The following is an 18,017-nucleotide window of genomic DNA, read 5'->3' as shown; positions in this document are numbered from 1 at the left end:
TGAAAGGAAGGCGAGTGGTCACGCGCATTCCGCGCCACGACTTCCCCGCGGGCAACCCGGCGGAGGCCATGGCCCCGATCATCAAGAACACCGAATCGGTGCTCGACGAGATCGAAACGTCCGAGTTCGACCGGTTCGATGCCCTGGACCTTGCGCTGACCACCGCGAAGTGGCACTGCCTGACGGATCCCATGGCGACCGAATTCCCGACGTGGGAAGCATGGGTCACGGCCATGCAGGTCGGCTCCGCGCTGTTCGTGTCGGGTACGGCGGCTGAAGGCCCCGTACCCTGCCGCATCGGGAGCCGAGGAGAGGTGAAGAACCTTCCCGCCACCGGCCCCCAGGAGTACCTGCACGCGGGAAACTGGCTCACTGCCTACTATTTGGCGGCGATCTGCCGTGAGAACGAGCGCCTCAACCAGCTGGCCCAGGTGCCCGTGTCCTTCCTCCGCGCCTCCGGCGTCGAATTCGACGAGTACGTCTATGCGTGGGTGGAAACCCTGCAGAACGCCTGGTTCGGTCGGCGGGAAACCTGGAACACCCTGGCCACCGCCGTCAATGGCACTGCTCCCGAAGCCACGCGGATTGCCAGCACGGAGCTGATGCTGAAGATCCTCTACCCGCCTCTCGAACTGTTCCACCGCTACCAGCGCCAGGAGGCCGATCGGTTCAACGCGGCCCTGGTCGACGCGCTGACCTGGCACAAGGAGTACTGGACCGCCGACGAGGCGCGGAACCGGAACGGCGAGGGCCTGGTGGCACTCGGCCCGCTGGCCATCGCCTGCATGGCCCATGACGCCGGCCTGCCGATCGAGGTCGAGTCGGAGTACCTGCCCAAGGCGCTTCTGGAGCGTTCCTGGATCGGCGAGTTCGCCACCTGATCTGGCACGGACACTGAATCCGGGGTCGGGAAGTTCTCGGCGATAGGGCAGGCCAGAATTTCGGCAGCCTTGGTCGCGCAATGAGTCAGGAGCTGAGGGACGGGCCGCGGTCGTGTCATGACGTGCCGCGCCGACCTACCCCAGATCCCGCCCTTCCGGCCTCAAGAAGCGTCGTATTCCCAAGTCCGGCCGGTCTGCCGATATTCCTCCACAGGGATGGGCTCGACGCCCGGCCGCATGCGGGCCGTGTAGAGAAGACCGTCGAGATGGTCGATCTCGTGGTGGATCAGGCGCGCGAGTCCGCGTTCGTACGTCGTGGACACGGTCTCGCCGTTCAGGGCGGTGGTCTCCACGGTGATCCGGAGTGGGCGGGGGACCATGCCGCGTACGTCGAAGAAGGATAGGCAGCCCTCGTACTGTTCGTCCGTTTCTTCGGAGGCAGCGGTGATCCGAGGGTTGAGAAGGATGACGGCCGGGGCTTCGGGAGTGGGAGGCTGGACGACGGCCGCGGCGCGCCCGATGCCGATCTGTGGGGCGGCGATGCCCATGCCCTTGGCGAAGGGGTGGGCCTGGCCGACGCGTTCCATGGCCGCGAACAATTCGTCCACGATGCGCTCGGCTTCCTCGCGCTCGGTGGGCAGATCGAAGGTTCGGGCGGGAGTGGCGAGGATGCCGGCGCCGTCCTGGACGACTCCGAGATCGCGCATTCGCTGGCTGGGCCGCACGTCAATCACCTGAACTCCTTCTGGTCCGTGTCGCGTTCGGGCCGGGCCCGGAACCGCCACTCCAGACGGTACCGAGCATGCAGGGCGGGAGTGGTCGTGATCCATGTGAATTGCCGTTGTCCCTCCTTTTCGATGCGGACCGGAGGGGTTCGCAGCGGAGAGGCTTCGGCGGTCATGGAGGTCTCGGTGCCCCACACCACCGGGTCGAGGGAGACGGGGAAGGCGAGCTGCACTTCCAGCTGTTCGGTGGGCAGCCGGACGGCACGTTGGAACCAGTTGCCCCACTTGTTGTCGCCGATGCGGTAGGCGTACTCGATCCACACGGACTCGCCGGGGTAGAGCGGGAAGCGGCCGTATTCGTTCTCGAAGAGCAGCCAGACTTCCTTGAAGGCGTCGCGGTCGTGCTTGGCCTGCCAGCGCATTTCCTCGCCTCGGCAGGTGGCGGTGAGGGCGAGTTCTTCCCAGGTGAGGGGGTGGGCTCGGTAGTGGGCGTTGGAGCGCTCCGGGTCGCCGGGGTAGCGGTCGACGGAGATGCGGATCAGGTAGCGGGTGACGGGGTCGGTGCCGGTGTTCCGGAGGAGCCGCCGCATGGTGAGCTGGTAGGAGTCGCCGTCGTATTCGAGGCGGGCGGCGTCGTGCTCCACGACGAGGGCGGAGCCGGACGCGTACGGCTGGTCGGGTCTGCGTGGGGCCGGCGGGACTGCCGATGTACGACGGGAGCGGGTCTTGGCCTGCTCGTAGTCGCACCAGCGCTTCCAGATCGCCTTGCCGGCGTTCAGGGCCTCATCGGCGCGGCGGGAGAACTCCTCGCGGGGCTCGGTGCGGCCGGATTCCATGTGGCTGACGTACGAAGGGTCGAAGCCCATCGCGAGGGCGAGTGCCCGTTTGGACATGCCGCGTACCTCCCGCCACCGAGCCAGCTCGGCCGCGTACGCCTCGGCCGCCTGTTCAACAGAGATGGCGTGGTCCTGCGCTTCCATCGAAGCCGCGCCCCCGGGTCTGGTGTGGTGAGCATGAATGAACCGTGAGTGATCCCAGTTCATCATTTCGTCACGCCTTGTGTGGGCGTTTTGCTTCCCTCACCGGCCCGGGACGTCCTCTGGGCCGTGGTCCTGTCCTTGAGGGAGGCGCCACCCATGCGTGTGCTGTACCTGCTCAACATCTCCAACCCCGATCGGCTCTCGTCCGACTCCGGATGGATCTTCGCGGACCTGCTCGCGCCGGCACTGGCCGATGCCGGCGCGGAGGTGACGGTCGCGGCCCCGGCGCCTGCGGGGGATGCCCGGTGCGGCTTCCGGCGTACACAGGTGCCGGGAACGAAGTACCGGGCCCGGTTCTCCGCCGACGTGGGCGAGCTCGTTTCCCTGATCCGCAGCGTGAGGCCGGACGCTGTAGTGGCCAACCAGATCGAGGAGGCCCCGGCGGTCCGTACGGCCTTACTGGAGGCCGGCTCGGAGGCGTTGCTGGCGGGCTACTGCCACTACCTGCCGTTCACCTTCACCGACGACAGTCGGCTCCAGCTGGACCCGTCCTTGAACGACGGGGGGCTGGGGCGGACGGTACTGCTGGCTTTCGCCGCCGGATTGGCGGCCTGTGACCGCGTGATGGCCCACTCCTCCACGGCCGCGTCATGGGTGTCGGCCGCGGCTTCCCGGATGGCGGTCGAGCTGGGGGAGAAGCTGCGGGTGGTGCCCGCGCCGCGCGACGAACGCCTCGTCCGTCCCCCGGCGGCCGCGGCTCGTCCGGCCACAGGCCGGGCGATCGGGGTCTACAACCACCGGCTCTACGCGCACTACGGAACCGGGCAGTTCGTGGACCTCGCGCGCGAACTGACCGCGTTCGGCACGGTACAGCTGCGGGTCATGGATCTGTTCGGCAACCGTCGGGCCGTCCGCACGGGGCTTGATGACAGCCCGGAACGAATGCGTGAGCGGCTGGCCGCCCTGCGTCATGTACAGGTCGTCTCCGACCGGGGCGACCGCAGCCGCTACAAGAGACTGCTGGCAGAGGCCCGATTCGGCATCGCGCCTTTCCGCCCGGGCTGCCCGTGGTCCATGTCCGTGATCGATTGCCAGGGCATGAGCCTGCCGGTCATCGCACCGCGCCTGGGCTGGCTGGCCGAGCACATCGACCCGGAACTGTGCTTCAGCACTCCCTCGGAGGCCGTTGCGCTGGCCGAGCGACTTGCCACGGATGACGAGTTCCACGCCCTCCACGCCAAACGGGCTCACGCCTCCACCACCGACTTCACCCCTGCCCTGATCGCCCGCCGCTACCTGGAGGCTCTGTCGTGACGAACTTCGACGCCGTACTGCTCTCCTACGACGAACCCATGGCCAACAGCCTCCACGCCCGCCTGCAGCGGGTACTGGGCGGCACCGTCAAGCGTCTGCATGGCGTGCACGGGATGCGCCGCGCATACCGGCTGTGCGCCGAGGTGGTCGACCGCGAACAGTTCTTCATCGCCGACGGTGACTTCGCCATCGACTCGGATTTCGATCCCGCCGCCGTCCTGCCGCTGGAGGAAGGCACCTCCATGAGAGTGTGGCGCGCGGTCAACCCGATCAGTGGCCTCAGTTACGGCTACGGCGGACTGAAGCTGATCCGCCGCAGTGCCTTGCGTGAGATGGGCCATGCGGTGGACGTGCTCGCCGGCCTACCCGGCCGCATCGAGTTCGACCAGCAGACCGCGGGCGTCACCCGCTTCAATCAGAGTCCCTTCCATGCGTGGAAGGCCGGATTCCGCGAGTGCGCGATGCTCGCACGAGGCAGCGAGTACGGCATGCCCGACGACGAAGCGCGACAGCGTCTTCAGGCGTGGACGGCAAGTCGTGAGGGCGAGTTCGCCACCTACGCCGTCGCCGGGGCCCGCGACGGTGTCGCCTTCGCCCGGGTGTCTGCCCGTGATCCGCAACGGTTCGAGCACCTCAACGACCCGTCCTGGCTGAGGCAGCGGTTCACCACCGCCCATGGTGAGCAGGCGGTCTCCGGGTGACCGGCACCCTCGTACTGATCGAGCCCTACGCGCACCGCGCCGGCGGACACTACCAGCACACGCTCGTGGCACTGGCCCGCGCACGCCCCGGCAGCCTCGTCATCGCCCCGAACGGCATCGCCCACGAGACGATTGCCACCCTGCACACCGCGCGGGCCAGGTTGGTCACCGCGCCGACCGGAGCGTTCGCCGCCACCCTGTTCAGCACTGCTCGTCTCTTCCGGAGACTGTCGGTGTCCGGGCAGCGGATCTTCCGTTCACGCCGTTGGCCTCGCCCGGTTAGACGGCTGCCGCACCAGATCACCCTGCTCGCCCGGTGCCTTGTGGAAGCAGCCGCTCTGCGCACCGCCCGCTGCCTCGCCCCGAGCGCTGGGGCAGTAGTGATCCTCACCGCCAGTGAGGCGCTTCACGGCGCGGCCGCGCTCCTCGGTGGACACTCGCACCTGCGCTTCATCCACGAAGCGGTCACCGCCGAAGACGCTCCGGTGCGACTGCTCGGGCGGCTCGCACGACGAGGCGAGAAGCGAGTGCTCGCCCTGTATCCGACCGCGGCCGTACGCGGGCAGATCGCCCCCGTGTTCCCCCACCTGGCCGGGGAAGTCCGGCCCTTTGCGATCGACGACGGCCAACGTCTCACGGACGCCGAACGCGACGGCGGCCGTACTGCCTTCGACATTCCCCTGGGCGAGACCGCTGTATGTCTGGTCGGCAGCTGGTGGCCGTACAAGAACATCGACGTCATCGATGCCGCCCTGGCCCAGCTGAAGCAGCCGCTGCACCTGGTGGTCACCGGCAGTCTGCTCGACAACGCCGTCCTCGCGCGGTGGCGGGCTTTGCCACACGTCCGTTTGCACACCGTGCCCGGCCCGGTCTGCGAGGCCGTCGTGCGCCTGGTGTACGCGGCCGCCGATGCGGCCCTGGTAGCCCGGTATCCCGGCGTCGGCAAGGAGTCGGGACTGGTGATGGACACCGCTCGCTACGGCGTGCCGCTGATCGTCTCGGACCACGACCCGGATCTCACCGCCCGCCTGAGCGGCCAGCCCTGGGCCCGCGTGTTCGCTGCCACAAGCCCGGTGGACCTGGCTGAGGTCCTGCACCGCACCATCCATGAGCCCCATCCACGACCCGGCCCCCAAGCGGCCCGGTTGCTCGGCATGCCCACCGCCGCCGAGCAGGCCGACTTCCTGACCGCGGCCTACATCCGTTTGCGGACCAAGGAGCCTTCGTGCTGAGTGCACCGCCTTCCCTGATCGCCGTCATCGGTCCGGTCGAACCACCTTTGCTGGCCGCCTGGATCCGCCACTACCGACGCCTGGGCATTGAACGGTTTCTCATCGCCTTCCACTTCCCCCAACACGTCTCCGCCGACCGCAGGAACGCCCTCTGCGCCGCCAGTCATGACGTGGACGTCGTGCCTGCTGTGATCAGCACCGGCCCGTGGCACGAGACGACCAACACCCGCCTGCGGGAGGTTCTGCGCGCGCTCGCCGGTCCTGGCTGGCATCTGTTCGCCGACGCAGACGAGTTCCAGCAGTACGGTGTCCCGCTCCGCGAGATCACGGCCGAAGCCGACCGGTCCGGCCGACGCGTGGTCGGCGGACTGCTGCTGGACCGTGTCACCGCCCATGGCCGCTTGTCTCCTTGGGCTCCCGAGGACGGCTTGGATCAGACCTATCCTCTCGGCGGGCATCTCACCCACCGGCTTCTTCGCGGCGATCCTCGCAAGATCGTTCTCGCCCGGCATGACATCGCCGTCGCCTCGGGCAATCACCGTGCCCCCGGCCACAAGCCCGACCCAGATGTGCTTTGCGCTGTCCACCACTTCAAGTGGCGATCCGGTGTCCTGGACGACCTCCGACGCCGGGTCAGCCACTTCACCTCGGGCACGTGGGAGGAACAGACCCCGGCAGTGAGGAATGAAGCCGGCCGGTTCCTGGCGCACGTCGAGCAGCACAGCGGCGCCATCAACATCGCGGACCCGCGCCTCGCCTTCCGCCACGTGAGCCTCGAGCAGCTGCCGCACGGCTGGTCCGGTGAAGCCCGCCGCATCGTCACCGCATGGCGGCCCCGCACAGCCGCCCGCTGCTAGGGAAAATTCCCCGACGGGCAAGCCCAAGTACTGCTCGTCACCGAAGCGTCGCCGGTCACAACACCTGTCAGAAAGGTAGAAAGACGTTGCCCCTCGCCGTCCTGTTCGTCGGCATCACTGGATCCGGAAAGACAACCCTCGCTCAAGCCCTCGCCGACCGCGGCATGGTTCGGCTCTCCGTGGACGAGGAGGTCCACCGCCTCCACGGCCGGTACGGCATCGACTATCCCGAACACACCTACTTCGAGCGCGAGCGTCCCGTCGTCGAGGCGGTCCGGCAGCACCTCGTCAAGGAGCTGGAAGCCGGCAACGACGTGGTCCTGGACCACGGTCTGTGGCGGCGCGCCGAACGCGACGACTGGTCACAGACCGTTCGCGCGGCAGGGGGCCAACCCGTGCTGGTGCATCTCCCGGCCGACCGGGGCGAGCTACTGCGACGTCTGGCTGAACGCAACCAGCGTGAGGACGCCAACGCACTCACCGTCACCCCCGAGGCTCTGGACGACTTCTTCGCCCGCTTCGATCCTCCCGTTGATGACGAGGAAGCCCTTGTCTACACCGGTGATCCTGCCGCCCTCTGGGCGGCTCTGGAGCGTGTACGGATCGCCAAGCCGTAGCAACACCCGTCGCGCGCCTGGCACCGGGCGCCCCCTCTCACCTCGCAGTCGATCTCCGTGTCATTGGCCGGAGGCGCACTTTCGCAAGTACTTGAAATTGCTGGTGAGAGGGGTGGTCCGCTCTTCGCGGATTCCCGGTGTCGTGGTCGTGTCCCTACCGCGATCACCATGGAGGTTCACCGTGATGGCACCGGTCCTGTTCATTGCCGGGCTGCTGATGCCGTTCTTTGCCCTGGCCGGCCCGTACGCGCTGGCGGAGATGCGCATCTGTGCAGAGCCCGGGCGTGGCCGTCACCGGCGCGTCGTACGAGGTCGTCACGCGGCGCGGGGTGGGTGGCGATGAGCGCGCACCATGCCTTGGGCCTGTGCCCGTATGTCGTCTGGCGTTGGACGAGCTGCACTCCCGACGGTGCGGCTCGGGCTCGGGCCGCCCTACGCTGTGCCCTCGATCAGCTCGGCTGCGACGGTGAGGTGATCAGCGACGCCGTACTGGCTGTCTCCGAGCTCGTCGCCAACGCCGTGGAGCACGCGGTCGGACCGTACGAGCTGCGGCTGCGCCGTACCGCAACGGAGATCATCTGTGAGGTGGAGGATCACGATCCGCGCCTCCCCGACATTCCCGCCCTCCCGGCGACACCACCGTTTTCTCCGACCGAGGAGGGCCGCGGGGGCGGTCTGGAGGCACTGTGCACGCTGCTGTCCGAGCGCGGACGAGGTCTGCACATCGTTGACGAACTCGCCAAGGGAGCTTGGGGTTTCCGCAGCGAGCAGGAAACGAAGGGGGCCTGGCTCGCGCTGCCGATGCCGTTACTTCGGATGCCGAACGAGGGGGAGGAAGGTCACCGCGTCGTCAGTGGGCGAAGGGGAGCGGCACAGTAAGAAACGGCGAATGCTCCGCGATGGCCTCGGCCTGCGAACGGGGGAAGCTTCGCGAGCGCTTCCGGGCTCGGAGAACGACGGTTGGCAGGAGGCGGTCATGCGTTGGCTGCGGCCTGACCCCCGGCGAGGACGACGTACGGGTATGCGTGTACGCCGACGTGTGCTGCGCCCCGGACGGCCACGAGCTGTGAGCGGGCCCCGCACCAGCGTTGGTGCGGGGCCTTGCCGAGGTCGAGAAAGGTCAGCGCTCCTCGCGCTGCTAACAGCTGCTCTGCTCTGTCTGATTCTGGTACAGCATCAGCTTTGCGTCCTTGGCGACGTAGTAGTTGTCCACTGCGTAGGCGATCGTGGCGAAGTCCAGGCGTCCGTCGCCGTTGAAGTCTCCGGTCGCGATGCGGGCGACGGATTCGTCAGCCACGCGCCACTTGGTGAACACTCCATTTTCCAGGTCGATCGCCTTGTAGTACATCACTCCCTGCCAGGGCCACGGTCCCCGCAGTGCTACCAGGAACTCGTCTTCGCCGTCTCCGTCGAAATCAGCGCAGACGACTTGGTGTCCGGGCCCTTCGCCGTTTTCGTTGGGGTCTCCGTAGACATCGAGGAGGACCCGCTTCCACGAGGGTTCCTCCCCCAGGCCCTCGGTATCCTTCACGTAGACGGCCACCGTATTGCCGTGGAAGGGTTCGATGGCTGCCACGTACGCCATGGGATCCTCTCCCATGCGGCCGGCGTCCATGTCTCCGCTGCCGCGGAAGCCGGTCTGCTGGAACTGTGTCAGTTCACCCGTCCCGATGAGCACTCGCTGCCAACTTCGGGTGTTCTCATCGAAGTACAGCCACGTAACGCCCTCGTCCGAAGCGAGCAGAAGCGAGTCCAGGTCGGACCCCGGAACCAGTCCGCGCTTCTTCTCCGCGCCGTGGATCATCCTGAAGTTCGTGTCGTCGATGACCGTCATCGGCCATTCCGACGCGGATCGGACATCGTCCGGCTGAGTGAACATGACCACCGGGAGTACGGCGTGGACATCTTCGACTGCCACGATGGGCAGACCGATAACCTCAAGGCGCTCGTGCTGCGTGAAGTAGCCGGCCCGCAGTCGGTGCATTCCCGTAGTGCGCCCGATGTAGTGACGCTGCCACCGGTCGTCGCACTTACCGGCGTCCCCGGGGTTCTCGATCCAATCGATCTTGCCGCCTTGCGGGTCAGGGTCGTGAATTGTTCCGATCGGCCCGTACAGTTCGTGGCAAACGATGATGTCGGGGTGTCCGTTGCCGCTGATATCGGCATAGTCGGCTCCCACCGGCATCTTGACGCGGTCCACGACCAGGCGCCGGGTCCAGTCCGGGTTCTGGTACCAGTAGATTTCCCCGAGTGCCAGGCCGTATCCGAAAAGGTCCGGCTTCCCGTCACCGTCGATGTCAGGGGATTCGAGCCAGTAACCGTCGCGAAGCTGGTCCGCGACGATGTTCGGTGTGAACTTGGGGTTAGCGATGCCTCCCCGGGCTTCGGAGGAATTCAATTCGTCTCCCTGTGGTATTCGACGGCAAGCCACACGCTGTCGGTGTCCGCGAAGTACTGGTGCCACGGATACCTGAATGAGCCGTCTGGTTGAAGCGAGCAAAATGGTTGCGGCGTTGTGTACCCGGGGGCCATATAAAGGTCTTCGTACAGGCTCGCGTGGTCGCGTTTGTGGAACTTCTGCATGCGCCCGTAGCCGAGGACTTGGGTGTGCACCTCGATGAAGTTGTGATCATTGTGGATAGCGCAGTCAGTGCCAGCAGGCGCGTACCACAGGTTCACCTGTACCCGGAATTTCTCCAGGTCTTTCGATGGCGCCTCTTCGTCGCTGAGAATGGCCGCCGCGTCCATGTGCACGTATCCCGCGGGGGACTGGGGGCCGCGCCACAAAGGGATGCTGGTGGGGAATGCTGCCGGGTTTCCTGTGGCCTCGGCCAAGATGTCGCCGAGCTTGGCCCACCTTGGTTCCTGCGTGAGGTTCCGTGCGGTGGCGCCGTCGTGGACACGCAGCAGGATGATGGATTCGGCTTGGCGAATCACGGTGTCGACCAGCACGGTGGAGTGGAAGGTTGGCAAGGACTTCGGCGGGTCTCCGTCCACGACGGCTGCCTGCATGCCGGTGTTGACGACGATGCAGCGTCCCTGCACGAAGAAGTCCTTGGCGTCCTCGAGCAGTTGTACTTCGATCTCGGAGCTCGTGCAGGACAGCAGGGTGGTCCGGTTCATCAGACCTCCGCGAGCACGCTGTCGGAGACCAGCGCGGAGGCAGCCGCGTCGATTTCGCTGCCCGGCACGAAGGGCGGGACCGCCGGCCCTTCACCGAAGAACCGGGCGAGCGCGCCGACCGTGCGCTCCGTTGCCCTGCCGTCTCCGTAGGGGTTGGCACTGGTGGCCATGCGCCGGTAGTTCTCGTCGCTGTCGAGGAGCGAGGAAACCTCCGCCACCAGCCGGTCAGTGGAGCGGCCCACCAGCCGTGCGGTGCCGGCGACGACAGCTTCCGGACGCTCGGTGATGTCCCGCAGTACCAGGGTGGGCTTGCCCAGGGCAGGGCCTTCCTCCTCCGCGCCGCTGCTGTCCGAGAGGATGATGTCGCAGCGCTGCATCAGGCGGCAGAAGCTCAGGTAGTCCAGAGGGTCCACCACGGTGATGTCCGGGTGTCCCGCCACGATGGGGAGCATGGCCTCGCGTACCACAGGGTTGCGGTGCAGCGGCAGGACGACGCGGGTGTCGGGGCGGTCGGCGATGCGCACCAGGGCGCGTGCGATATCGGGGATGCGCTCCCATCCCTCACGCCGGTGAGCGGAGGCGAGCACGACGCGACGAGGGTCGTCATCGAGATCGTCCAGGCGCGGGTCGCCGTAGCTGGCAGACTTGTCCGCTGCCCAGCGCAGGGCATCGATGACCGTGTTGCCGGTGACCACGATCCCCTGCTCGGCGATGCCTTCGCGGATCAGGTTGGCGCTGTTGCCCGGAGTGGGCGCCAGATGCAGCGAGGCCAGCTGTCCGACCAGGCGCCGGTTTCCTTCGTCGGGGAAGGGCGAGCCCAGGTCACCGCTGCGCAGGCCCGCCTCGATGTGGACGACGGGGATGCGGTGCTGGAAACCGAACAGTGCGCCGGCGAGTGTGGTGGCGGTGTCGCCGTGCACCAGGACCGCGTCGGCCTGGACCCCTTCCATGGCCTTGGGAAGTTCGCGGAGGATCCGGTACGTCACGCCGGAGAGCGTCTGCTTCGGCCTCATGATGCCGAGGTCTATATCGGGCTTGAGATCGAAGGCGTCGAGGGTCTCCTCGAGCATCTCCTTGTGCTGCCCCGTGGAGACCACGATGGTGTTGAACCGCGGGTCCTCCCTGAGGGTCTTGATCACGGGCGCGCACTTGATGGCTTCCGGACGGGTTCCGAGAACGATCGCTACTGTCCGCATGTGTATTCCTTATCGTCTGTGACGGGCTGAGCTCTGCTCGGCGGTGGCGGAAAGTTGGGTGGGCCCTGCTTCTTAGGCGACGGGGGTGACGCCGCCGTCGATGACGAGGTCGGCGCCCGAGACGAATGTCGAGATGTCGGAGGCCAGGTACACCGCGAGTGCCGCTACCTCTTCGGGGCTTCCGAGTCGGCCGGCAGGAATGCCGTTGATCTCGACGTAACGCCGTAGGGCCGCTTCCTTTTCCATTCCGAACTCATCGGACAAGGCATCGGCAATGCCGCCGGGGCGGTCGTAGATGGGGGTCCTGATGAATCCGGGAGACACCACGTTGGACCGGATTCCGCGGGTTGTGAATTCCCGGGAGAGGGTTTTGGAGAGCATGACGATAGCTGCCTTGGAGACGCTGTAGTCGGGGAGCCTCGGGTTGGGCATTCGCGCAGCTTCGGAGGCAGTGTGGATGAGGGCTCCGCGCCCTTTTTCCAGCATGTGAGGTATGACCGCACGCGCCATACGAATGTATCCCATGAGATTTATCCCGAGCGTGTTCGCCCAATCGGTGTCCGCTACCCCGAGAAATCCATTTTCCCGGACTGGGGCGATACCGGCGTTGTTGTGGAGAACATCGATGGTTCCGAATGATTCGAGGGCCTTTTCGACCACATGCTGCGCTGCGTGCGGTTCGGAGAGGTCGACGGATACGGGAAGGACCTGGCCAGCATCCTCCAGGGCCTTGAGTTCGGTGGTGTCGATATCTGCGCCGACGACCCGGGCTCCTTCGGCAAGGAAGGCGCAAACGCTGGCGTAACCAATACCTGAGCCTGCCCCGGTCACGACGACGACGCGCCCTGATATCCCGTAGTCCATTCAATGCTCCTCGTCTTGTCAAGTTTCTTGCACAGCGTGCGTTGCTGGTTGTGGTTTATCGATTGCAGCTACATTCTGTAGGTAGCTGGGCTGCTTCTGTCCAGTGCGTTTAATTTCCCTGTGCAATGTTCGCTTCATCACAGATTTACAGGAGTCTTCATGCAGATTGATCTCACCGGTCGTACGGCCCTGGTGACGGGGTCTACAGCGGGGATCGGGCTCGCCATTGCCAAGGGGCTGCGGGCTGCCGGCGCCACTGTGGTGGTCAATGGACGCACCCCCGAGCGCGTTCAGGCGGCCATTGAGTACTGCGGCACTGAGGGCGTTCGTGGTGTGGCAGCCGATGTAGGTACCGCGGATGGCTGCGAGGCGCTCATCACCGCCGAGCCCAAGGTGGACATTCTGGTCAACAACGCCGGCATCTTCTCTCCGCAGCCGCTGTTTGAGATTCCCGACGCCGAATGGGAGCGGTTCTTTGCGGTCAACGTGATGAGTGGCATCCGCCTCGCTCGGCATTACGTTCCGCAGATGGTGGAGCAGCAGTGGGGCCGTACGGTCTTCGTCTCCAGCGAGTCAGCGATTCAGGTTCCGCCGGAGATGGTGCATTACGGCACCACGAAGACGGCTCAGCTGACGGTTGCCCGCGGTATGTCTGAAGCGGTCAAGGGCAGCGGTGTCACGGTCAACAGCGTGCTTCCCGGGCCGACGATGAGTGAGGGCGTCGAGCAGTTCGTGCGCGAGATGGTCGGGGACGAGGTCGAGTCGATGGAGGAGGCCGGGCGGATCTTCATCGAGCGTGAGCGGCCTACGTCGCTGCTGGGCCGGCTCGCTTCGGCCGAGGAGGTGGCCAACATGGTGGTGTACCTCAGCTCCCAGCAGGCGGCTGCCACCACCGGTGCCGCGCTGCGTGTTGATGGCGGTGTGCTGCGAGGCGTGGTGTAGCCGTCTGCCTTGGTCATGAAGATGCCCGTCCCACGGTGTGGGGCGGGCATCTTTGTTTTCGGGCTGTGCGTTGTCGGTTCGGGATTGGTTCAGCCCACGGGTTCCGGCTCCTGGTCGTGATCCCTGGGAGCGGTGAGAGGGGCGGGCGTGGGCTGCGGACGGGGGCGCCGCGGGCGACCCCAGCGCCGCATGGAGGGGCGCTCCACGCACACATACAGGAGCCAGCCGGCTATCTGGCACAGCACGAAGACGGCCAGCACCAGCAGCAGTGCGGCAGGGGTCGAAAGCTGGCGTCCGTCGAGCACCTGCTGGACTCCCAGCAGCACGAGGAAGTGCGTGAGGTAGAAGCCGAAGGAGATCTCGCCGAGCCACACCATCTTCCGGCTGCGCAGGACGGTGGTGCGGCCGCGGACATCTCCGGCTGCCACGGAGGTGATCAGCAGGGCGAGGGGGATGACCGTGGTGACGTTCAGCCCGAACTGCCAGGGCACGAAGAGTGCCGCTGTGTACCCGATGGCTGTCAATGCGGTCGCGAACAGGGGGCTGATGGGGATCCACTGCCGGGTCTGCAGGATGCGGGCCATCAGCATGCCGAGCCCGAACTCAAAGAGACGCAGCGGTGGGAAGTTGTAGGACAGCCACCACTGCCACTCCGACAGGGGCCATTCCGCCAGGCGGGGCGTGCTCGGGACGAGGGTGTAGATGGCTATCTGCGCCACGACCAGCGCGGCGACTACGGCTCCTGCCCACCACCACAGGCGAGTGGCGGGGATCTTCCCCACGGCTTTGGCGAGGAGCGGGAAGAGAAGGTAGAAGAGCAGTTCGCTGCAGAGCGACCAGCTGGGCTGGTTGATGCTGACGAAGGTGTCCAGGTCCGGAACCCATGAGTGCAGCAGGAAGAGGTTGGGCAGCCACACGCTGATTCCGGGCATCGTCGCGGAGAACAGCACCATGGTGATGGCCCAGGTGACGATGTGGTTCGGGTAGATCTTCAGGAGTCGGCGCCGGTAGAAGCCCCCGAGGGGCTCTCCGGGTCGCGTCGACCAGGTCATGACGAAGCCGCTGAGGATGAAGAAGAAGCAGACTCCCAACCAGCCGGCTTTGCTCAAGATGAGGCTGTAGCCGTGTGCGAAGTCCTGGTCTTCGAACGGGTTGAGCATCTTCGCCAGTGAGGTGTGGAAGAAGAAGACCAATGCGGCCGCGATGAAGCGCATGCCGGTGAGCGAAGGTAGCTTCGGTGGCTTTTCGAACGCTGGCGGCATGGGCGGGGCATGCGTGGGTTTGCTACTCACGGATTCCGTTCCTTAGGAATGGACGCTGCCTGACCGGCGAACTGAACGCACGGTGCATGGTGACCGCTTGGGCAGAGCCGGGCAGAGTTCGTCTGGCCGAGCTGCCGCGTGGCGGTAGAAGCATTTTCCGGTGAATGATGCACCTGACGGTGTTCGCCGGGCCTCCGGAAGGCGTGTTCGGTAATGCGCGGGATCAGCGTCGGGAGTAGCAGAATCTAATGTCTTTCCTTTTTTCTCGCCATGACGGCGGCGTGCAACTGCGGACGCTCGGCAGTTGCACAGCGGTGCGCCGGTCTCCCTTTAGGGGCGGGGCGGTTGTCAGGGTGATCGCTCAAGCGCCTCGACGAGAGGGGCGAGTTCCTTGATGAGAGCCGCTCCGTCCAGGGCCTCATCGAGTGTGCGGTCGTGGAGTGGGCGAACTTGGTGCAGGAGGTCGGCACCGGCTTGGGTGAGCTCGGTGTACACCCGGCGCCGGTCGCTGGTGCACGGCTGACGTTCCAGCAGTCCGCGCCGCTCGAGGCGGGCGATCAGCCGGGTAGTCGCGCTGCTGCTGAGGGCTGCGGTGCGGGCGAGTTGGTGCATGTGCATGTGCCAGCCGCTTTGGGAGTGAAGGGCATCGAGGACCGTGTACTCCACTACGGACAGGTCGTGGTGTTGGAGCGCTTCTTCGAGTGCGATCTCCAGGGTGCAGTGCAGCGCCACTAGTCGGCGCCAGCCCCGGACGCGCACTTCCACAGCGTCGTCGGCGATGTAGATGGCGACCTCCCGTTGCAGTCCGTCAACCGGCTTGTTGCACAAGCACTCTAGCCGCTTGCGCAGATATACGGCGTCTGCAATGTTTGCTTACGCCGCTAGTTACTGCACGCAACGTTGAAAGGCCCCTGTTTCCATGCCACTTGCACTGCTCGCGCTGGCCATCAGCGCGTTCGCGATCGGCACCACGGAGTTCGTCACCAACGGCCTGCTGCCAGAGGTGGCCCACGACTTCTCCGTGTCCATCCCCACCGCAGGGCTGCTCACCTCTGGCTACGCACTCGGAGTCGTGGTCGGCGCACCGGTCCTGACTGCCTTCACCACCCGGATGCGACGCAAGAACCTGCTGGCCGGCCTGATGGGCCTGTTCATCGCCGGCAACCTGGTGGCGGCTCTGGCTCCCACTTACGCGTTGCTGATGACCGGTCGGGTGCTGTCCGCACTGTGTCACGGTGCGTTTTTCGGCGTTGGCTCCGTCGTCGCCGCTGGCCTCGTGGCCCCGCACAAGAAGGCCGGTGCCATCTCCCTGATGTTCACCGGTCTGACCCTGGCCAACGTGCTGGGTATGCCCATGGGCACTCTCCTCGGCCAGCACTTCGGCTGGCGCGCCGCCTTCTGGGGTGTCGTCGCCCTCGGCGTCATCGGCCTGATCGGCATGCTCACTCTGGTTCCCGCGAGCAACGAGACCGGCGGCAGCCTGCGCGGTGAACTGGCCGCCTTCCGCCGTCCCCAGGTCTGGCTCGGACTGGCGGTCACCGCTATCGGCTTCAGCGGACTGCTGGCTTCCTTCACCTACGTCACGCCGATGATGACGGAGGTGGCCGGGTTCGCCCCCTCCAGCATGACCTGGCTGCTCGCTCTCTACGGCCTGGGCCTGGTGGTCGGCAACTACGTCGGCGGCAAGGCCGCCGACCGAGCCCTGGTCCCGACGATTTTCACCCTGCTGATCGCCCTGTGCGCCGTCCTGCTGCTGTTCACCTTCACCGCCCATAGCCAGCCCGCGGCCATCGTCACCCTCTTCGTCCTCGGCGGCGTCGGCTTCGGCACCATCCCCCCGCTGCAGACCCGGGTGATGCAACTGGCCGGCGGACCCGCCACCCTGGTCTCCGCCGCCAACATCGCCGCCTTCAACCTCGGCGCTGCCATCGGCGCCTGGCTCGGCGGCGTGGCCATCGACGCCGGCCTCGGCTACACCGCCCCCAACTGGATCGGTGCGCTCATCACCGCCACCGGCATCGTCCTTGCCGTCATCTCCACCACGGTGGAACGACGCGGGCGGCGTACCGGCACCGTGACCACCGAAAAGGCAGCGCCGCACACACCGGCAGCCGAGGCATCCGACCCCGCGCCCTCGGCCCGCTAGGCGTCACTCCCCACATTCCCCGGCCGCGGCCCTCACCCCCGCCTTATGGGCCGCGGCCGGCCCCGTCCCACCGCACATCCCACGCGCTGCCTCAACAGCCACGAGCAAGGGAGTCCTGGATGCATTTCGTCAGTGTTCCGGTATCGAACGGAGAGAGCCGGGTCGAGTACCTGGTGGACGGTTCCGGACCCGGCGTGGTTCTGGTGCACGGCACCGGAGCAGAGCCCGAGGCCAACTTTGCGCCGCTCATCGCCGAACTGCGCGAGCGCTACACCGTCGTGGCACCGGTGCTGTCCGGCTCGGGCGCCACCACCGACCCCGGTGGCCCCCTGTCGCTGGACGATTTCGTGGCGCAGACGCTGGGAGCAGCACAGGCGGCAGGTCTGGAGCACTACCATCTCGTCGGCCACTCGCTCGGGGCCTCCGTAGCCGCCGCAGCTGCGGCACATGCTCCCGAGCGAGTCAGTTCGCTGGTGGTACACGCCGGTTGGGCACGTACCGACTCGTGGATGGCGTTTCAGTTCGATCTGTGGCTGCGCATGCTGCGCACCGAGCCGGACCTGCTGGCGCGGCTGATCCAGTTGACCGCCATGAGCCCGCAGGCGCTGCGGCTGTCCTCCGCCCCGCAGTTGGAGGAGTCGGCCAAAGGCTTCTCACAGCTGTTCGATGCCACGGGGATGGCCCGGCAGATCGAAGTGGACCTCCAGTTGGACATCACCGACCGGCTGCACCGCATTAGCTCCCCGACACTGGTGATCGCGGGCACTCACGATGTGATTGTGCCGCCGCATCACCAAAGTGAACTGGCGGAGTTGATACCACATGCGCAGCTGGTCACGCTGGACTGTGGGCACGGCCTGCCCTTCGAGGACCCGCAGCTGTTCGTGAAGACGGTGACGGCGCATCTGCAGGCGCACACGCCCCGGACCTCATGAGGTGTGCCCCAGCCGGGAACGGCAATGGCCCGCGAACCGGTGTACTGGTTCGCGGGCCCGGGAGAGGCGGAAGCCGCCAGCAGCGGTCAGACCAGCAGCACAGTGAGGATCTCGTCCTGTACTCGCGCGACCGTGTCCGCGTCCCGTGCCTCGACATTCAGGCGCAGCAGCGGCTCGGTGTTGGAGGGCCGGAGGTTGAACCACCAGTCGGCGCCGGTGACGGTGAGGCCGTCCAGCTCGTC

18 protein-coding genes and 1 pseudogene are annotated in these 18,017 nt (G+C 66.4%); 10 read left to right on the top strand and 9 right to left on the bottom strand.

The features are described from left to right. Positions 1-14 precede the first annotated feature (14 nt). On the top strand, positions 15-881 hold the full coding sequence (locus tag AB0I82_RS11280) for an immunity 49 family protein (protein WP_363256951.1): 867 nt from the start codon (positions 15-17) through the stop codon (positions 879-881). 161 nt (positions 882-1,042) lie between these two features. Here AB0I82_RS11280 and AB0I82_RS11275 read toward each other — a convergent pair whose 3' ends face one another. Both AB0I82_RS11275 and AB0I82_RS11270 read right to left on the bottom strand, forming a co-directional pair. Beyond that, positions 1,043-1,615 (bottom strand): peptide deformylase, encoded by a 573-nt coding sequence (locus AB0I82_RS11275; RefSeq protein WP_363256950.1) that lies wholly within the window; start codon positions 1,613-1,615, stop codon positions 1,043-1,045. Then, positions 1,612-2,586, bottom strand: a complete 975-nt coding sequence (locus AB0I82_RS11270; protein WP_363256949.1) for a helix-turn-helix transcriptional regulator — start codon at positions 2,584-2,586, stop codon at positions 1,612-1,614. Before AB0I82_RS11270 ends, AB0I82_RS11275 begins: the two co-directional genes overlap by 4 nt. 156 nt (positions 2,587-2,742) lie before the next feature. Here AB0I82_RS11270 and AB0I82_RS11265 point away from each other — a divergent pair, with 156 nt between their 5' ends. The 6 genes from AB0I82_RS11265 (at position 2,743) to AB0I82_RS11240 (ending at position 8,186) form a co-directional block, all read left to right on the top strand. Continuing rightward, on the top strand, positions 2,743-3,900 hold the full coding sequence (locus AB0I82_RS11265) for a glycosyltransferase family 1 protein (protein ID WP_363256948.1): 1,158 nt from the start codon (positions 2,743-2,745) through the stop codon (positions 3,898-3,900). A gap of 38 nt (positions 3,901-3,938) precedes the next feature. After that, a complete protein-coding gene (locus tag AB0I82_RS11260) occupies positions 3,939-4,601 on the top strand; it encodes a hypothetical protein (RefSeq protein ID WP_363256947.1) in 663 nt (220 codons plus the stop codon). Continuing rightward, entirely contained in the window at positions 4,598-5,833 is a 1,236-nt protein-coding gene (locus tag AB0I82_RS11255) for a hypothetical protein (RefSeq protein WP_363256945.1), read from the top strand. The genes AB0I82_RS11260 and AB0I82_RS11255 overlap by 4 nt, the downstream gene beginning before the upstream one ends. Then, complete coding sequence (locus AB0I82_RS11250) at positions 5,827-6,690, top strand: glycosyltransferase family 2 protein (RefSeq protein WP_363256944.1); 864 nt, start codon at positions 5,827-5,829, stop codon at positions 6,688-6,690. The genes AB0I82_RS11255 and AB0I82_RS11250 overlap by 7 nt, the downstream gene beginning before the upstream one ends. An 86-nt stretch (positions 6,691-6,776) precedes the next feature. Then, positions 6,777-7,307 (top strand): ATP-binding protein, encoded by a 531-nt coding sequence (locus AB0I82_RS11245; RefSeq protein ID WP_363256943.1) that lies wholly within the window; start codon positions 6,777-6,779, stop codon positions 7,305-7,307. 339 nt (positions 7,308-7,646) lie between these two features. Then, positions 7,647-8,186, top strand: coding sequence for an ATP-binding protein (locus AB0I82_RS11240; RefSeq protein ID WP_363256942.1), 540 nt, complete (start codon positions 7,647-7,649; stop codon positions 8,184-8,186). 259 nt (positions 8,187-8,445) lie between these two features. On the opposite strand, the gene AB0I82_RS11235 is transcribed toward AB0I82_RS11240, so the two are convergent. From AB0I82_RS11235 to AB0I82_RS11220, 4 genes are all read right to left on the bottom strand, one after another. Further along, positions 8,446-9,705 (bottom strand): VCBS repeat-containing protein, encoded by a 1,260-nt coding sequence (locus tag AB0I82_RS11235; RefSeq protein ID WP_363256941.1) that lies wholly within the window; start codon positions 9,703-9,705, stop codon positions 8,446-8,448. Further along, positions 9,702-10,430: a hypothetical protein gene (locus tag AB0I82_RS11230; RefSeq protein WP_363256940.1), complete on the bottom strand. Its 729-nt coding sequence runs from the start codon at positions 10,428-10,430 to the stop codon at positions 9,702-9,704. The genes AB0I82_RS11235 and AB0I82_RS11230 overlap by 4 nt, the downstream gene beginning before the upstream one ends. Then, the gene (gene wecB / locus AB0I82_RS11225; protein WP_363256939.1) at positions 10,430-11,626 is read right to left on the bottom strand and encodes a UDP-N-acetylglucosamine 2-epimerase (non-hydrolyzing); all 1,197 of its coding nucleotides are present in this window, start codon (positions 11,624-11,626) and stop codon (positions 10,430-10,432) included. The genes AB0I82_RS11230 and wecB overlap by 1 nt, the downstream gene beginning before the upstream one ends. 72 nt (positions 11,627-11,698) lie before the next feature. Next, positions 11,699-12,490, bottom strand: coding sequence for an SDR family oxidoreductase (locus AB0I82_RS11220; RefSeq protein ID WP_363256938.1), 792 nt, complete (start codon positions 12,488-12,490; stop codon positions 11,699-11,701). Between the two features lie 159 nt (positions 12,491-12,649). Between AB0I82_RS11220 and AB0I82_RS11215 the strand changes: the two genes are divergently transcribed. Next, on the top strand, positions 12,650-13,432 hold the full coding sequence (locus AB0I82_RS11215) for an SDR family oxidoreductase (protein ID WP_363256937.1): 783 nt from the start codon (positions 12,650-12,652) through the stop codon (positions 13,430-13,432). Between the two features lie 89 nt (positions 13,433-13,521). Here AB0I82_RS11215 and AB0I82_RS11210 read toward each other — a convergent pair whose 3' ends face one another. Then, positions 13,522-14,646 (bottom strand): acyltransferase, encoded by a 1,125-nt coding sequence (locus AB0I82_RS11210; RefSeq protein ID WP_363256936.1) that lies wholly within the window; start codon positions 14,644-14,646, stop codon positions 13,522-13,524. 396 nt (positions 14,647-15,042) lie between these two features. Beyond that, positions 15,043-15,522 carry a MarR family transcriptional regulator gene (locus tag AB0I82_RS11205; protein ID WP_363256935.1) on the bottom strand — a complete coding sequence of 160 codons (480 nt, stop codon included), beginning with the start codon at positions 15,520-15,522 and terminating at the stop codon, positions 15,043-15,045. Positions 15,523-15,613: 91 nt separating this feature from the next. Here AB0I82_RS11205 and AB0I82_RS11200 point away from each other — a divergent pair, with 91 nt between their 5' ends. Both AB0I82_RS11200 and AB0I82_RS11195 read left to right on the top strand, forming a co-directional pair. Then, positions 15,614-16,840, top strand: coding sequence for an MFS transporter (locus AB0I82_RS11200; RefSeq protein WP_363256934.1), 1,227 nt, complete (start codon positions 15,614-15,616; stop codon positions 16,838-16,840). Between the two features lie 119 nt (positions 16,841-16,959). Further along, a complete protein-coding gene (locus AB0I82_RS11195; RefSeq protein WP_363256933.1) occupies positions 16,960-17,775 on the top strand; it encodes an alpha/beta hydrolase in 816 nt (271 codons plus the stop codon). Positions 17,776-17,861: 86 nt separating this feature from the next. Here AB0I82_RS11195 and manB read toward each other — a convergent pair. Next, positions 17,862-18,017: pseudogene (manB, locus tag AB0I82_RS11190) on the bottom strand (phosphomannomutase/phosphoglucomutase); the annotation flags it as partial.

This window comes from Streptomyces sp. NPDC050315 (assembly GCF_040655775.1).
Taxonomy (GTDB): Bacteria; Actinomycetota; Actinomycetes; order Streptomycetales; family Streptomycetaceae; genus Streptomyces.
Note: the sequence above shows the minus strand (reverse complement) of the source record. Positions and strands in the feature narration are given on the sequence as shown.

Bases quoted from the DNA above. Each gene is read 5' to 3' on its own strand.
- AB0I82_RS11270 (WP_363256949.1), bottom strand. From the start codon at position 2,586: ATGGAAGCGCAGGACCACGCCATCTCTGTTGAACAGGCGGCCGAGGCG.
- AB0I82_RS11265 (WP_363256948.1), top strand. From the start codon at position 2,743: ATGCGTGTGCTGTACCTGCTCAACATCTCCAACCCCGATCGGCTCTCG.
- AB0I82_RS11260 (WP_363256947.1), top strand. From the start codon at position 3,939: ATGGCCAACAGCCTCCACGCCCGCCTGCAGCGGGTACTGGGCGGCACC.
- AB0I82_RS11240 (WP_363256942.1), top strand. From the start codon at position 7,647: ATGAGCGCGCACCATGCCTTGGGCCTGTGCCCGTATGTCGTCTGGCGT.
- AB0I82_RS11230 (WP_363256940.1), bottom strand. From the start codon at position 10,430: ATGAACCGGACCACCCTGCTGTCCTGCACGAGCTCCGAGATCGAAGTA.
- wecB (WP_363256939.1), bottom strand. From the start codon at position 11,626: ATGCGGACAGTAGCGATCGTTCTCGGAACCCGTCCGGAAGCCATCAAG.
- AB0I82_RS11220 (WP_363256938.1), bottom strand. From the start codon at position 12,490: ATGGACTACGGGATATCAGGGCGCGTCGTCGTCGTGACCGGGGCAGGC.
- AB0I82_RS11215 (WP_363256937.1), top strand. From the start codon at position 12,650: ATGCAGATTGATCTCACCGGTCGTACGGCCCTGGTGACGGGGTCTACA.
- AB0I82_RS11210 (WP_363256936.1), bottom strand. From the start codon at position 14,646: ATGCGCTTCATCGCGGCCGCATTGGTCTTCTTCTTCCACACCTCACTG.
- AB0I82_RS11200 (WP_363256934.1), top strand. From the start codon at position 15,614: ATGCCACTTGCACTGCTCGCGCTGGCCATCAGCGCGTTCGCGATCGGC.
- AB0I82_RS11195 (WP_363256933.1), top strand. From the start codon at position 16,960: ATGCATTTCGTCAGTGTTCCGGTATCGAACGGAGAGAGCCGGGTCGAG.